General features: G+C 72.1%; 11 protein-coding genes. 2 read left to right on the top strand and 9 right to left on the bottom strand.

Annotated elements, in window-relative coordinates; translation table 11 throughout:
* Positions 1-74: 74 nt before the first annotated feature.
* The 4 genes from B1H19_RS26185 to B1H19_RS26200 form a co-directional block, all read right to left on the bottom strand.
* On the bottom strand, positions 75-2426 hold the full coding sequence (locus B1H19_RS26185; RefSeq protein ID WP_237289516.1) for an ABC transporter permease: 2352 nt from the start codon (positions 2424-2426) through the stop codon (positions 75-77).
* Positions 2427-2479: 53 nt separating this feature from the next.
* A complete protein-coding gene (locus tag B1H19_RS26190; protein ID WP_083107200.1) occupies positions 2480-3169 on the bottom strand; it encodes an ABC transporter ATP-binding protein in 690 nt (229 codons plus the stop codon).
* The gene (locus B1H19_RS26195) at positions 3166-3690 is read right to left on the bottom strand and encodes a PadR family transcriptional regulator (protein WP_083107201.1); all 525 of its coding nucleotides are present in this window, start codon (positions 3688-3690) and stop codon (positions 3166-3168) included. Before B1H19_RS26195 ends, B1H19_RS26190 begins: the two co-directional genes overlap by 4 nt.
* Before the next feature lie 104 nt (positions 3691-3794).
* Positions 3795-4811: an ABC transporter permease gene (locus tag B1H19_RS26200; protein ID WP_162500691.1), complete on the bottom strand. Its 1017-nt coding sequence runs from the start codon at positions 4809-4811 to the stop codon at positions 3795-3797.
* Between the two features lie 50 nt (positions 4812-4861).
* Between B1H19_RS26200 and B1H19_RS26205 the strand changes: the two genes are divergently transcribed.
* The gene (locus B1H19_RS26205) at positions 4862-5245 is read left to right on the top strand and encodes an RNA-guided endonuclease InsQ/TnpB family protein (RefSeq protein WP_418361475.1); all 384 of its coding nucleotides are present in this window, start codon (positions 4862-4864) and stop codon (positions 5243-5245) included.
* A gap of 60 nt (positions 5246-5305) precedes the next feature.
* Here the strand turns inward: B1H19_RS26205 and B1H19_RS26210 are convergent, their stop codons facing one another.
* Both B1H19_RS26210 and B1H19_RS26215 read right to left on the bottom strand, forming a co-directional pair.
* Positions 5306-5608 carry a type II toxin-antitoxin system antitoxin gene (locus B1H19_RS26210; protein WP_083107203.1) on the bottom strand — a complete coding sequence of 101 codons (303 nt, stop codon included), beginning with the start codon at positions 5606-5608 and terminating at the stop codon, positions 5306-5308.
* 39 nt (positions 5609-5647) lie between these two features.
* Positions 5648-6613: an SPFH domain-containing protein gene (locus B1H19_RS26215; protein ID WP_083107204.1), complete on the bottom strand. Its 966-nt coding sequence runs from the start codon at positions 6611-6613 to the stop codon at positions 5648-5650.
* A 260-nt stretch (positions 6614-6873) separates the two neighbouring features.
* On the opposite strand from B1H19_RS26215, the gene B1H19_RS26220 reads away from it, so the two are divergent.
* A complete protein-coding gene (locus tag B1H19_RS26220; RefSeq protein WP_083107205.1) occupies positions 6874-9165 on the top strand; it encodes a transglycosylase domain-containing protein in 2292 nt (763 codons plus the stop codon).
* 189 nt (positions 9166-9354) lie between these two features.
* On the opposite strand, the gene B1H19_RS26225 is transcribed toward B1H19_RS26220, so the two are convergent.
* The 3 genes from B1H19_RS26225 to fomD form a co-directional block, all read right to left on the bottom strand.
* Positions 9355-11904 (bottom strand): ATP-binding SpoIIE family protein phosphatase, encoded by a 2550-nt coding sequence (locus B1H19_RS26225; protein WP_083107206.1) that lies wholly within the window; start codon positions 11902-11904, stop codon positions 9355-9357.
* A 63-nt stretch (positions 11905-11967) separates the two neighbouring features.
* Positions 11968-12651: a class I SAM-dependent DNA methyltransferase gene (locus tag B1H19_RS26230; protein WP_083107207.1), complete on the bottom strand. Its 684-nt coding sequence runs from the start codon at positions 12649-12651 to the stop codon at positions 11968-11970.
* Between the two features lie 183 nt (positions 12652-12834).
* Positions 12835-13575, bottom strand: a complete 741-nt coding sequence (fomD, locus tag B1H19_RS26235; RefSeq protein ID WP_418361476.1) for a cytidylyl-2-hydroxypropylphosphonate hydrolase — start codon at positions 13573-13575, stop codon at positions 12835-12837.
* Between the last annotated feature and the right edge of the window lie 31 nt (positions 13576-13606).

Genomic DNA, 13606 nt, shown 5'->3' on the forward strand with positions numbered 1-13606 from the left:
CGGGGGGGGGGGCGGCGCCGGCAGTCATATCCGGCCAACGGCCCTGCCCCGAAGAGGTGTTGGCCGCCGCGCGCTCACTCCGTGCGCAGGCCCTCCGGCCGCATCATGCGCCACAGCGGCGGCAGGCTCAGTGCCGTGACGAAGAGGATCACGCCGGTGCCGATGCCCGCCATCCCGGCCACGACCGTCCAGTCCACGGTCACCGCGCTGCCGATCATCGTCAGCAGCAGCGTGCCCAGTACCAGCCCGCAGCCCAGTGCCAGGACCAGTCCCAGGGCGACGGGGAGGGCGGTCTGCCACAGGACCGACCAGCCCAGGGTGGCGCGGCGGGTGCCGAAGGCGTCGAGGACGGAGAGCAGGCGGCGGCGTTCGTGGAGCTGTTCGACGGTGGAGATGATCAGGCCCGCGCCGATCAGCAGCAGGGTGATGACGGAGGCGACGAAGATGCCGGTCCGGACGCTGGAGAGCTGCTGGTCGTGCGGGTTGTCCTGGTTGGAGCACTCGGTCAGCGTCGGGTCGATGTGCGCGGCGGTGGTGCGGATGTGTTCGAGGGCGTCCGGTGTGCCGCGGTCGAAGCCGACCGTGAGGTGCAGGGTGGGGTCCTGGAGGCGGTCGGGGGCGAGCGCCGCGGGGGTGGCCAGGACGTCGTACGAGGCGGCGAAAGGGCCCGACCCGTCCCCGGCCGGGAGGAGGGGGACGCGGCGCGCGGTCGCGGGGATCGCCCAGGGTCGCTGGGGCGGCGGGGCGCCTTGGCCGACCGGCGGGTTGAGGTTGAGGGTCCGGCCGGGGGCGAGGGCGGTCTTGTCCTGGTGCCGGGCCACGAAGACGTCGCCGTTGCGGCAGGAGGGGAGCTTCGCCAGCCGCCGCAGTTCGGTGCAGTCGGCGACGGCCAGGGTTGCGTTGCGGGCGGGGTCGTAGCCGGAGGCGTCATCGCCGGAGGTGTTGTTGCCGGTGGTGCCGTTGTCGGAGGCGCCGGGAGCGCGCCCCGTCGTTCGCTCGGCGAGGGCGGCGATGACCCCGCGGGCGTCGGTCACCCCCGGCGTCGCCCGTAGCGCGGCGAGGCCCTGGCGGGCGTGCGGCCAGTCGTCCGCGCCGCCCCAGTAGCCGACCTGCGGCGCCTTGCCGGAGACCGCGTAGGCATGGGCGTAGCCGGCCTGCATGCCCGTCATCAGCATGTGGACGGCGATGGCGCCGGCCACCGCGACGGTGATCCCGCCGACCGTCCGGGTGGCCGGTCCGCTGCTCAACTGAAGGCGGCGGACGGCCAGTTGCCAAGGCACAGGGCCGCCGCGCAGCCGGCCGACGACCGCGTCGACCAGCCACGGGAGCAGCGCGGTGACCCCGAACAGCAGCAGGACCGCACCGGCCGCGAGGCGCACGGTGTTCAGCCCGGTGTCCTGCCAGCGCTCCGCCCACGACAGCGGCAGCAGCAGGGCAGTGCCGGCGGCCGGCACCGCCAGGCGCCACAGCAGCCGGCGGCGCAGCGGCGGCCGGTTGCGGACGACGCCGAGCGGTTCGACGGTGATCCCGCGCTGGGCGATCAGCGTCACCACGACCGCGCTCGCCGGGACGAGGACGGCGATCGCCGCGGCGGCGAGCGGCCCGGGCGTCACATCGGACGGGAAGACGTTGACGTCCCACAGGGTGATCGGCGAGGCGAACTGCCGCCCGCCCAGGAACAGCACCGCGCCCCCGGCCAACCCCAGCAGCGCCCCGAACAGCGCCTCGCCCGCCGCGATCCGGCGGGTGGTGCGCACATCGGCGCCGGCCAGCCGGAGCGCGGCCAGCCGCCGTTCGCGGCGCTCGGTGCCGAAGCGCAGGGAGGTGCCGATGAAGACCATGACCGGCATCATCAGCGCCACACACGTCATGATCACCAGCAGGACGACGGGCGCCCGCATCGGCGGCGACTCCCACTCCTTGCCGAAGTGGTCGATGCGGTAACCGGCGCCCGCGCGCAGGGTGACCGGCCGGGCGACGAAGGTCAGTTCCTGCGGGCCGACCAGTCCCTCGTCGCCGATGACCCCGGAAACGGTATAGGCCAGCCGGTCGCGGAGCAGCTTTCCGTCGGGGGAGTCGAGCAGTTGCCTGAGGGCGGGGGAGACCAGCATCCGGCCGGGGCCGGGCAGCCGGCGGATGCCCGGAGGTACGGGCGGGTGCGCGCCGTCGGGCTGTACCAGCCGGCCGCGGATCTGCGCGCCGCGGAAGACGGTGTCCGCCGAGGCGTAGCGCAGGGTGGTGTCGGAGGGCCGGGGCTCGTGCTCCTGGCCGAGGTTCTCGCGGGCCTTCTCCCGGCCGTGCCAGGCGCTGGTCAGGGACGGTACGGACGCGCCGAGCAGTAGGACGGCCACGCCCAGGGCGACGCCGAGCGCCGTCAGGGCCGTACGGACCCAGCCCTCGCGCCCGCCGCCGGATGCGAACCGCATGCCCATGACGAGATCGCGGGTCCAGATGCCCAGGGCCGGGCCCCGGGCCCGCCTCATATCAGGCCCGCCAGCATGTCCTTGACCTTGCCGTCGCGGACCACGATCTCGCGGTCGGAGTAGGCGGCGACCCGGGACTCGTGGGTGACCAGCACCACCGCGGCGCTGGTGTCGCGGGCGGCGTCGGTCAGCAGCGTCAGCACCCGCTCGCCGTTGAGGGAGTCCAGGGCGCCGGTCGGCTCGTCGGCGAAGATCACCCGCGGGCGGGTGGCGAGCGCGCGGGCGACCGCGATGCGCTGGCCCTGGCCACCGGAGAGCTCACCGGGCCGCTGACCGGACACCGCCTCGACCTCCAGCCGCTCCAGCCACTCTTGGGCCTGCCGCTCGGCCTCCTTGCGCTTGGTGCCGTTCAGCCGCAGCGGCAGCGCGACATTCTCCAGCGCGGTCAACTCCGGTACCAGCTGGCCGAATTGGAAGACGAAGCCGAAGTCGGAACGGCGCAGGGCGCTGCGCTGGGCGTCGCCGAGCCCGGTCAGCTCGTAGGGGCCGTAGCGCACCGTGCCGGCGTCCGGGGCGATGATCCCGGCGAGGCAGTGCAGCAGGGTGGATTTGCCGGAGCCGGACGGGCCCATCACGGCGACCACTTCGCCGGGGTGGATGGAGAAGTCGGCGTCGTCCAGCGCGGGCGTGGGCCCGTACGCCTTGCACAGCCCCTCCGCCGCGAGCAGGGAACCCTCCGGCGTCATGCCGCGACCGTCTCTGCCAGCTTGTCCAGCCGCGCCGCGGTCAGCTCCAGCCAGCGCAGATCGGCCTCCAGGTGGAACAGCGCATGGTCGCAGATCAGCTGGTCGGCGAGGTCGCCGCCGCGTTTGCGCTCGGTCAGCCCGCGCATCAGCCGCAGATGCTCGGCGCGCTGGGTGTCCAGCAGCTCGGCGGCGTTGCGGTCGGTCATCAGCGCCAGGACCACCTTGGTGTAGAGCGTGGACTGGAGATAGGGCTCGGGCTTCTCGGGGCGGGCCAGCCACTGGGCGACGTCGGTGACGCCGGCGTCCGTGATGGCGTACCGCTTGCGCTCCGGGCCCGCGCCGGCCTCCACGGCGTCCACCTCGACCAGGCCGTTCTTCAGCAGCCGGGACATCGTGGAATAGACCTGGCCGTAGTGCAGCGGCCGGTCGTGCCCGAAGTGTTCGTCGAAGGCCCGCTTGAGGTCGTAGCCATGGCGGGGGCCGGACTCCAGCAGGCCCAGCAGCGTATGACCGATTGACATGCCGACCACCTTACGTCGTGGTGTATCGCTCGTGTATACGCGCGGTGTATAGCCGCGATGGGTGCGCCCCGGGGCCGCCCCCCGTACGGCCCCGGGGCGGCCGCTCACTCCGTACGCAGCCCGTCCGGCCGCATCATCCGCCACAGCGGCGGCAGGCTGAGTGCGGTGACCAGTACGACCAGCGCCGCACCGGCCGCGACCGGCGGCCAGATGACCGACCAGGTCAGGACGGGCCTGCCGGCCAGCCGCAGCAGGACGATCCCCAGCCCGACACCGCCCACCACCGACAGCGCCAGCCCCAGCGCCACCGGGACCGCGGTCTGCCACAGCACCGACCAGCCGAGCGTGGCGCGCCGGGTGCCGAACGCCACCAGGACCGACAGCAGCCGCCGCCGCTCGCGCAGCTGCTCCAGGGTGGAGACCAGCATGCTGGCGGCGATCAGCGCCAGCGTCACGGTGGAGCCGACCAGCAGACCGGTGCGCACGCTTGCGAACTGGCTGTCGCGCGAGAAGTCCTGCAAGGCGTGGACGTCGGCCATCGGGTCGAGGCGGGCCGCGGTGTTGCGGACGCGTTCCTCGGCGTCGGGGACGTGCGGGTCGATCCGGACCAGGGCACGGGCGCTCGGGTCGGCCAGGGCGGCCGGGGCCAGGGCGCCGGGGGTGGCGAGGATGCCGACGTGCGTGCGGCCCATCGGGTCGGTGCGGGAGGGGACCACCCTGGCCGACCCGGGCACGGTCCACAGGCGCGGCCTGCCGGTCCTCGGGCCGGGGTTCCACCGCACCCGGGCGCCGGGCCGTGCGGTCGCGGCGGCACCGGCGTCGTCCGCGCTGCCGCCGCTGTCCCGGACGAGGAAGACATCGCCCTCCCGGCAGGAGCCGGTGTGCGCCAGCTCGCGCAGGGTGGTGCAGTCGCCGACGGTGACCTCCGTGCTCGGGACGGAGCCCTCGCCCTCGCGCTGGGGGCCGGGCCGCCAGGCCCTGCCGCTGACGGACGCGATCACCCCGCGTACGCCCTGGGTCGCGCGCAACTCCCCGACCGCCCGCCCCATGGCGGCGGCATCCTTCGCCGGCAGTTCGATCTCCAGCTGTGCCCGGCCCGTGTCCTGCCCGCTCGCCCGCACGAAGCCGCTCTCGACGGCGGCGAAGAACAGCTGGAATCTCGAAACGGATCGTGGCGGAGGCAGAACGCACCGCGCGTGGGATCGCTCTGGAAGACCTTTCAGGCATCCGCGAGCGGGCACGGCTGAGAAAGCCCCAACGCACCACGCTCCATGCCTGGCCCTTCGCGCAGCTCGCTTCGTTCATCGCCTACAAGGCGAAGAAGGCCGGGGTGCCGGTGGTGTACGTCGATCCGGCGTACACCAGCCAGGAATGCTCCCGGTGTCACCACATCGCACGCGGCAACCGGCCCGACCAGGCCGTCTTCGCGTGCCGGGTCTGCGGCTTCGTTGAGCATGCCGACCTTAACTCGTCCCACAACATCGCCCACCGTGGGTGGATGGCGCGGGTCTGCGGGGTCCAGTCAACGGCCCCTGAACTCACCCTCATGGCGTGAGTTCTGGACGCGGCCGGGCCACCACGGCCAGTGATGAACCCGAGCCGCAAGCCCGGGACCTTAGTCCCGGGGCGTTGACTTGTCGTCCGAGGTCTCCGGCGCCCCCGCCGCCCCCTTGGGCGGCCGCCCCCGCCGCGGGATCGCCCCCGCCCCCCGCGGCATCCGTCCCGCGTCCGACAGGGCCTTGCGCAGCAGGAACTCGATCTGGGCGTTGGTGCTGCGCAGATCGTCGTTGGCCCAGCGGGCGAGGGCGTCGTGGATCAGGGGGTCCAGCCGCAGCAGCACCTGCTTGCGCTGCTGCGGCCGTCGCGCGGCGGGGCGCTCGCCCTGGGGGGCGGGATCCTCCGGGGTGTCGGCGCTCATCAGAGGACCTTCGCTGGTTCGGTGCTCACAGGAGGGTGCTCACTGATAGAGCGAGCCCGTGTTCAGGACCGGCTGGGCGGCGCGGTCGCCGCACAGGACGACCATGAGGTTGCTGACCATGGCGGCCTTGCGCTCCTCGTCCAGTTCGACGATGCCCTGCTCGCTGATGCGGACCAGGGCGGACTCGACCATGCCGACCGCGCCCTCGACGATCTGCTGGCGGGCCGCGACGACCGCGCCGGCCTGCTGGCGCTGGAGCATGGCGGAGGCGATCTCGGGGGCGTAGGCGAGGTGGCTGAAGCGGGTCTCGATGATCTGGACGCCGGCGGCCTCGACGCGGGCGGTCAGTTCCACGGCGAGCTTCTCGGTGATCTCCTCGGCGTTGCCGCGCAGCGAGAGGCCGCCCTCGTCGTGGGCGTCGTAGGGGTACTCGATCGCGATGTGCCGGACGGCGGCCTCGGTCTGGGTGGCGACGAACTCCAGGAAGTCGTCGACCTCGAAGAGGGCCTGGGCGGTGTCCGCCACCTTCCAGACCACGATCGCGGCGAGTTCGATCGGGTTGCCGTAGGCGTCGTTGACCTTCAGGACGGAGGTCTCGTGGTTGCGCACCCGGGTGGAGATCTTCCGGGCGGAGGTCAGCGGGTTGACCCAGCGCAGACCGTCGGTGCGGATGGTGCCGACGTACCGCCCGAAGAGCTGGATGACCCGGGCCTCGCCCGGCGCGACCATCTTCACGCCGGTCATGAAGAAGAAGGAACCGATGAGGAGGACGGCGCCGGCGACGGCGAAGGGGGCGGTCAGGGAGCGGTTGTCACCGGTGCTCAGGGTGCCGCCGACGGCGATCGAGGCGATGCCGAGCCCGACGCCGATCACGGTCAGCAGCAGGGCCAGACCGCCCGGGATGCTGTGCGCCGCGGTCTCGCGGACCTGGGGCTCGGGCATCTCGGGGACGTCGGTGGCCGGCTCGGCCTTCGGCGAGGCGGTTGGTGTGGACTGGTCGGACATGGGTCCCCGTTTCCCGATGCGGCGCGTGATGTCCGCCGCATCGCATGATCTCGCTGGTCTAGCAAAGTGATAGCAGATTAGTGCGCTGGCCTGCCAGTGCGCCAGTGCGATGCCCGAAACCCCTCGCTCGGTTCCCGTACTCCCCGTGCTGTTTGTCACGCCCGGAAAAGCCGGGATCGATGAGTATCTGTTGACAGATGCGGTGTTAGCTTCAACAGCTGAATGACCTGGGGGCGGAACCGACTGGAGTTGCGGGAGCGATGGGCCGAGCGGATGCGAGGCGGGAGCGGCAGGGGAACGCCCGCCGGGCCAAGCCGAGTAAAAGAACGTCGAAGCAGGACAAAAGCTTCATACGCCGTCTGTTCAGCTGGAAGAAGATCCTGGGGGCGTTCCTCGGGGTGTGCCTGCTGGGCATCCTCGCCTTCATCGGCCTGTACCTGTACGTGCAGATTCCCCAGAAGGGCAATCTCGACGCCAGCAAGCAGGCCAATGTCTTCAAGTACACCGACGGCAAGGTCATCGCCCGCGGCGGCACCGTCAACCGCGAGACCGTGGGCCTCGCCCACATCCCCTTGAAGGTGCAGCGCACCTTCATCGCCGCCGAGAACAAGACCTTCTACCACGACTCCGGCGTCGACCTGTGGGGCACCGCCCGCGGCATCCTCAACACCCTGATGGGCCGCGGCAAGCAGGGCGGTTCGACGATCACCCAGCAGTACGTGAAGAACTACTACCTGAGCGACGAGCAGACGGTCAGCCGCAAGCTCCAGGAGATCATCATCTCCCTCAAGGTGGACGACAAGCTCTCCAAGGACCAGATCCTCGAGGGCTACATCAACACCAGCTACTACGGCCGCGGCGCCTACGGCATCCAGGCCGCCGCCCAGGCGTACTACCGCAAGGACGCCGACAAGCTGTCCGTCTCCCAGGGCGCCTATCTCGCCTCGCTGCTCCAGGCCCCCAGCCAGTACGACTGGCAGGCGGCGACCCCCACCGGCAAGAAGCTGGTCCAGAACCGCTGGGCCTATGCGCTCGACAACATGGTCGAGATGCACTGGCTCAGCCCGCAGGAGCGCGCACAGCAGCGGTTCCAGATCCCCAAGGCGCCCAAGCCGCTGGCGGGTGTGACCGGACAGAAGAGCTACATCATCGACGCGGCGAAGAAGGAGCTCTTCGCCCAGGGCGTCGACCCGAAGGAATTCGAGCGCGGCGGCTGGACCGTCACCCTCGGCATCGACCCGGCCCGGCAGAAGGCGCTGGAGCGGTCCGTCAAGCGCAAGCTCACCGACGACCTCGACCCCAAGAGGCGCAAGGTCGACGCGGACGCCCAGCTCGGCGCCGTCTCGGTGGACCCGAAGACCGGCCACATCCTCGCGATGTACGGCGGCGCGGGCTACCCGAAGCACTACACCGACAACGCCACCCGCGAGGACTACCAGGCGGCCTCCACCTTCAAGCCGCTGATCCTCGCCTCCGCGCTGGAGAACAAGTCCACGACCCAGGACCAGCTGCCGATCACCCCGAACACGATCTACGACGGCCACAACCGCCGTCCGGTCGTCGGCGGCACCACCGGCTTCGCACCGCCGAACGAGGACGAGAGGAGCTACGGCAAGATCTCCGTCCAGACGGCCACCAACAACTCCGTCAACGCCGTCTTCGCGCAGATGGGCGCGGACGTCGGGCTGGACAAGGTCAAGGAGACCGCGGTCAAGCTCGGTCTGAACGGCAAGAGGATGGACGTCCAGCCCGCCATGACGCTGGGCACCATGGGCGCCAGCCCGCTCCAGATGGCCGGGGCGTACGCGACCCTCGACAACCACGGCATCAAGGTCAACCCCACGCTGGTCGTCAAGGCCACGCACGGCGAGGAGAACTTCCCGCTGCGCAAGCCGATCGGCGAGCGGGTCCTGTCCCGGGACACCGCCGACACCGTCACCAAGGTGCTCACGGGCGTCGTCAACGACGGCACCGCCACGCAGGAGGTCAAGAACACCGCGTACGACGCGGCGGGCAAGACCGGCACCTCCGACGACGACAAGTCGGCCTGGTTCGTGGGCTACACGCCCAAGCTGGTCACCGCGGTCGGCATGTTCGGCGAGTCCCCCCAGGGCGGCGCCCAGGTCACCCTCAAGGGGACCGGCGGCGGCGGCCGGGTCAACGGCGGCACCTACCCGGCGCGGGTGTGGGCCGACTACACCCAGGCCGCGCTGGAGGGCAACACCGCGGCCCAGTTCGACCTGGTCACCGACTACGGCAACGAGGTGCCGCCGACCCCGGCGCCGACGCCGAGCTCCACCCCGTCCGCGACGCCCAGCCCGTCGGGTACGCCGAGCCAGTCCCCGTCGCAGAAGCCGACCCCGACCGGTCCGCCGACCCCGACCGGCCGTCCGACCGGCGTGCCCACCGGGCCGACGCCGAGCAACTCGGGCTTCCCGGCCGGCGGCACCACCGGCGGCCCGGGCGGCGACACCGGCGGCAACGGCAACGGGGCGGGCGGCACCACCCCCAACGACTCCCAGAACCCCAACGGACTGTCGGGCTTCAACTGATCCCGGCACCCGCCAGGACGGACAGACGGCACGGCGCCCGGAGCATCCCGCTCCGGGCGCCGTGCCGTTCCTTGGGCACTCGGTCGCGGTGTGCCACAAGAGCGGGACCCCGTCCGGTCCCGGACGGGGTCCCCTGTGTGCGGCAGATGGCCGTACGGGGCCCGGCTACCGGTCCGGGCACCGCACGGCTCAGGCGCGAGCGGCCGACGGCATCGACAGCTCGAACCACACCACCTTGCCCATACTCAGCCGGGTTGCGCCCCACCGGCGGGCCATTCGGTTGACGAGGTACAGCCCCCGCCCGCCCTCATCGGACGGCCGGGCCTGCCGCAGCCGCGGCAACTGGGGCACATCGTCGCCCACCTCGCAGCGCAGCACATCGGTCCGCAGCAGCCGCAGCGTGATCGGCCGCTCCGCATACCGCACCGCATTGGTGACCACCTCGCTGACCAGCAGCTCCAACTGGTCGGTCAGCTCGTCCAGCCCCCAGCGCGCCAGCGCCCGCCGGGCCAGCCGGCGCGCCTGCCCGGCCGTCTGCGCCTTCGGGTCCAGATACCAGTACGCGACATCGCTGGGCGCTATCCCGTCGAACCGCGCGGCCAGCAGCGCGATGTCGTCATCGCGGTCGCCGGGCCCGAGCATGTCCAGCACCTCGTCGCACAGCGGCTCCAGCGGCGGCGGATTGGGGCCGGTCAGCCGGGCCGTCTCGGTCAGCCGCTCCCGCAGCTGCTCGATCCCCGTCCACACGTCCCGGATCCGCGACTCGACCAGACCGTCGGTGTAGAGCACGAGGGTCGCCCCGGCCGGCGCATCCAGCTCCACCGCCTCGAAGTCCACCCCGCCGACACCGATCGGCGCGCCCGGCGGCACCTTCAGCACCTCCGCGCGCCCGCCGCGGTGCAGCATCACCGGCGGCGGATGCCCCGCGTTCGCGATGATGATCCGGTGCGCGACCGGGTCGTAGACCGCGTACATGCACGTCGCCATGCGGTCCGAGCCCAGCCGCTGGGCCTGCTCGTCGAGATGGTGCAGCACCTCCTGCGGCGGCAGATCCAGCCCGGCGAGGGTCTGCGCGGTCGTCCGCAGCTGGCCCATGATCGCCGCCGAGGTCATCGAATGCCCCATGACATCGCCGACCACCAGCGCCACCCGGCTGCCCGGCAGCGGAATCGCGTCGTACCAGTCGCCGCCCACCCGCGCCGTCTCCGCCGCGGGCAGATAGCGGCTGGCCAGCCGCACGCCCGTCGGCTGCGGCAGCGAGTCGGGCAGCATCGTGCGCTGGAGCGCATCGGCGATATACGCCTCGCGGCCGTAGAGCACCGCCTTGTCCACACCCAGCGCGGTGTGCGTGGCCAGCTGCGCCGCCACCAGCAGATCGTCCGGTTCGAACGCGGGCCGGTCCGGGCGGCGCAGGAACACCGCCGCCCCGATCACCCGCCGCCGCCCGCGCAGCGGCGCCAGAATCACCCGGTGCCCGGCCGGCAGCCGCGGATCGGGACCCAGCAGCTCCGGCAGCGCCGTCCGCGCCGCCTGCGCCTCCCCGAACAGCGGCCGCACACCGCGCAGCACCTCCGCCAGCGGACCGCCCGGCCGCACCTCGGCCAGCTCGGCCGCGCTGCCGCCCATCGCGGGCCCCAGATCCGGCTGCGCGGGCATCACCGGCAGCCGGACGCCACCGGTGTCCGGCTCCTCCGGAATCCGGTCCGTACGCCGCAGCCGCAGCACCACCGGTCCGGTCGGCCGCTCATCGCCCACCGGCAGCGGATCGCGCAGATACACCAGGATCGCGTCGGCGAACGTCGGCACCGTCGCCCGGCACAGCCCCAGCACGATCTCGTCGAGGTCTATGCCGCGGGCGATCCGCCGCGTCGCCGCCCCGATGAACCGCAGCCGGTCGCCGCCCGCCTGACGGGCCGCCGCCGCCTCCAGGCTCTCGCCCGGATGCGCCGAGCGGGCCGGGGGCGCGGGCGGCGGGCCGGCCGGCGGCGGTAGCGCCCCGGCCCCCTCGCCGGAGGCGAAACCGACGGTCTCGCCCTCCCGCTGCCGCCCGATGCTGTCGCCGACGGGGCGCGGCTCCTGGCCCGTACGCGGCTCCTCACCCGGCTCGGGCGCCTGGGCACGGCCCACCGCGTCCGCTCCCGCCGCCTGCACGGCGCGGGCCGCGGTTGTCTCCTCCGGCACGCCGGCCGGCCGCCCGGCCACGGGCATCGCCACCTCCCTGTACGAATCGGGGTACGCCTCGCCGTATGCACTGCCGTACGGTGAGGCCGCACCCCGCGCTGCGGCGTGACCGGCCGCGTGGTCAGTCACATGATGACCGGTCAGCTGCCCCGCCGTGTGCTCAGTGGCATAACGTTCCGCATCGCCCGCCGTGTCCCGATCCGCCGGACCGTGATCCGCGTTCGGTTCGTCCTGCGCGCCACCGCACACGCCGCCACCACTCCTGCCGATGCCCGTCACCGTGGCCGCGGCGCCGCCGACGCCCCCGCCCATGCCGTCCCTGCCGGTGTGCCGTACGGCCTCCGCACCGGCGTCCATCGCGATGTCGTCCCCGCCGCGCACCGCGAAACCGGCGCCGGGGTGCGGCACCAGCAAGGCCGCCGCGGGTTGTTGCAGGCCGCTGCGCGGATCGGGCAGCGCGACCGGCGGCGCCGCGGCCGTCCCCAGGAAAGGGGATGCCGAGGGCGCGGCGGTCCGGTCCGGCCGCCGCAATTCATGGGAGGTGGGGTGCTCCGTCACGCGTGGGATTCCATCCGTCCGGGGCTGCTTACCTGATACCTGACGCGTCACGTATCAGGCGTGTCAGACGCGTCGCAGGTGCAAAAAGAGCTGGATCTCGGGTGGTACGTCCGTACTCGACGGGGCATACGCATAAGCATCCTCCCCGAGGACCTCGAAACCCGCGTCGCCAACGACCCGGCGCAGGTCATCCCGCAGGTATCCCGATACCCGGACCGAGGTGCCCAGGAACGGAATCGTGAAGTCGTCGACATCGCCTTCGACCATCGACAGGGCCAACAGCCCGTCAGGCCGTAGGAGATCATGCAGCAGGCCCAGTGCGTAAGGGATTTCGGCACGTGGCAGCATCAGAAGGGAGAAAAAGGCCGCAATTCCGTCGAAGGAACCCCGGCCGCCGAGCCGGCCGCCGCGCAGATCGGCGATGTCCAGCCGGTGGAATTCCGCGTCCGGGACGTTGTCCCGGGCCAGTTTGACCATCGAAGGGGAGAGGTCGATGCCGACGACGCGATGCCCGGCATCGGACAGCTGACGGGCGCTCGGCACCCCCGTACCGCAGCCGGCGTCCAGGATCCGCGAACCGGCCGGCAGCGCCCCCGCGAGCCAGGCGCCCGAGGCGAGCTGGCCCTCCTTGTGCGGAAAGGCGTCGTCGTACCGTTCACCGATCACGTCGAACGCCTCGGCCTGGCCCGCCCGGTCCAGTGCTAACCGGTTCAGCCCCTCGTATTCGTCGTAGCTTGTCGCGCTCACGACCTCGCCCCTCCTGCGACCGCGGTCAAGTTCGTTTTCCCGTTCTGGAGTTGCGCCTGTGCAGCCTTGCGGAGGACGATCCTACGGTTGCCGACCCCCGGCACAGCAAGGGGGCTCGGCCCGGCTTCTCGCCGCGCAAGAAAAGGCGGTGTCCTTAAGCGCGTCTTTCCACCTTCGCCCACTTCACTCACCCCGCGTCCCTTTACGTCCGCACGTCCGCAAACGGTCCGCGGGGCGGTCCCAGTTCCGCGGAAGCGGCGGCACCTCCCACCCCGGATCGGGCCGCCAATTCTCCCAGCCGTCGGCGAACGGGCTGCCCCACGCCCCGATCCGGGCGATCGCCGCCCGCCCCGCCGAACGCACCTCGGCCGCCTGCGCGGCGCTCACCAGCCCGTCCCGCTGCGCCTGTGCGAACTCGTCCTCGTCCCGCCACTCCCAGTGCCGGTCCGGATAGACGCAGATGTCGAGAAAATGGTCCTGGGAGTCCACCCCGCCGCTCCAACGGTGCCGCGGTTCCTCCAAATTGACGTACCAGTTCTTGAAGTGCCAGCCCCGTTCCCAGAACAGCCACACCGACCAGGGGTCACCCGGATGCGCCAGCTTCAGCACACCGGTCCCGAACCACTGGTCGCGGGACGTACGGCGCTCCTTGGTGTAACGGGTCCCCAGCGGCTCACGGTGCACGGGGGTGCCGTCCGCGAGCACCGGCTTGATCACGGCGGTCCCCGGTGCCATCCACACGGCCAGCAGATCCTCGGTGTCCTGGACGACGGTCACCGGACGGGCGATGTGGAAGCGGCGCGGATCGGCGTTGTCCCGGTACCGCCACAGAATCTGCTCCCCCGGCGCCCATCGCGCCGCCCGCCCCCGTGCCCCCGCGCGAGCAGCCTCGCCTTCCGTCGTCCCCACCATGTCCGCTGTCATGACCAGAGCTTAGGACCACGGCGTGCGGCGC

Source organism: Streptomyces gilvosporeus (genome assembly GCF_002082195.1).
GTDB lineage: Bacteria > Actinomycetota > Actinomycetes > Streptomycetales > Streptomycetaceae > Streptomyces > Streptomyces gilvosporeus.

Bases quoted from the DNA above. Each gene is read 5' to 3' on its own strand.
- B1H19_RS26210 (WP_083107203.1), bottom strand. From the start codon at position 5,608: ATGAGCGCCGACACCCCGGAGGATCCCGCCCCCCAGGGCGAGCGCCCC.
- B1H19_RS26195 (WP_083107201.1), bottom strand. From the start codon at position 3,690: ATGTCAATCGGTCATACGCTGCTGGGCCTGCTGGAGTCCGGCCCCCGC.
- B1H19_RS26190 (WP_083107200.1), bottom strand. From the start codon at position 3,169: ATGACGCCGGAGGGTTCCCTGCTCGCGGCGGAGGGGCTGTGCAAGGCG.
- fomD (WP_418361476.1), bottom strand. From the start codon at position 13,575: ATGACAGCGGACATGGTGGGGACGACGGAAGGCGAGGCTGCTCGCGCG.
- B1H19_RS26220 (WP_083107205.1), top strand. From the start codon at position 6,874: ATGGGCCGAGCGGATGCGAGGCGGGAGCGGCAGGGGAACGCCCGCCGG.
- B1H19_RS26215 (WP_083107204.1), bottom strand. From the start codon at position 6,613: ATGTCCGACCAGTCCACACCAACCGCCTCGCCGAAGGCCGAGCCGGCC.
- B1H19_RS26185 (WP_237289516.1), bottom strand. From the start codon at position 2,426: ATGCGGTTCGCATCCGGCGGCGGGCGCGAGGGCTGGGTCCGTACGGCC.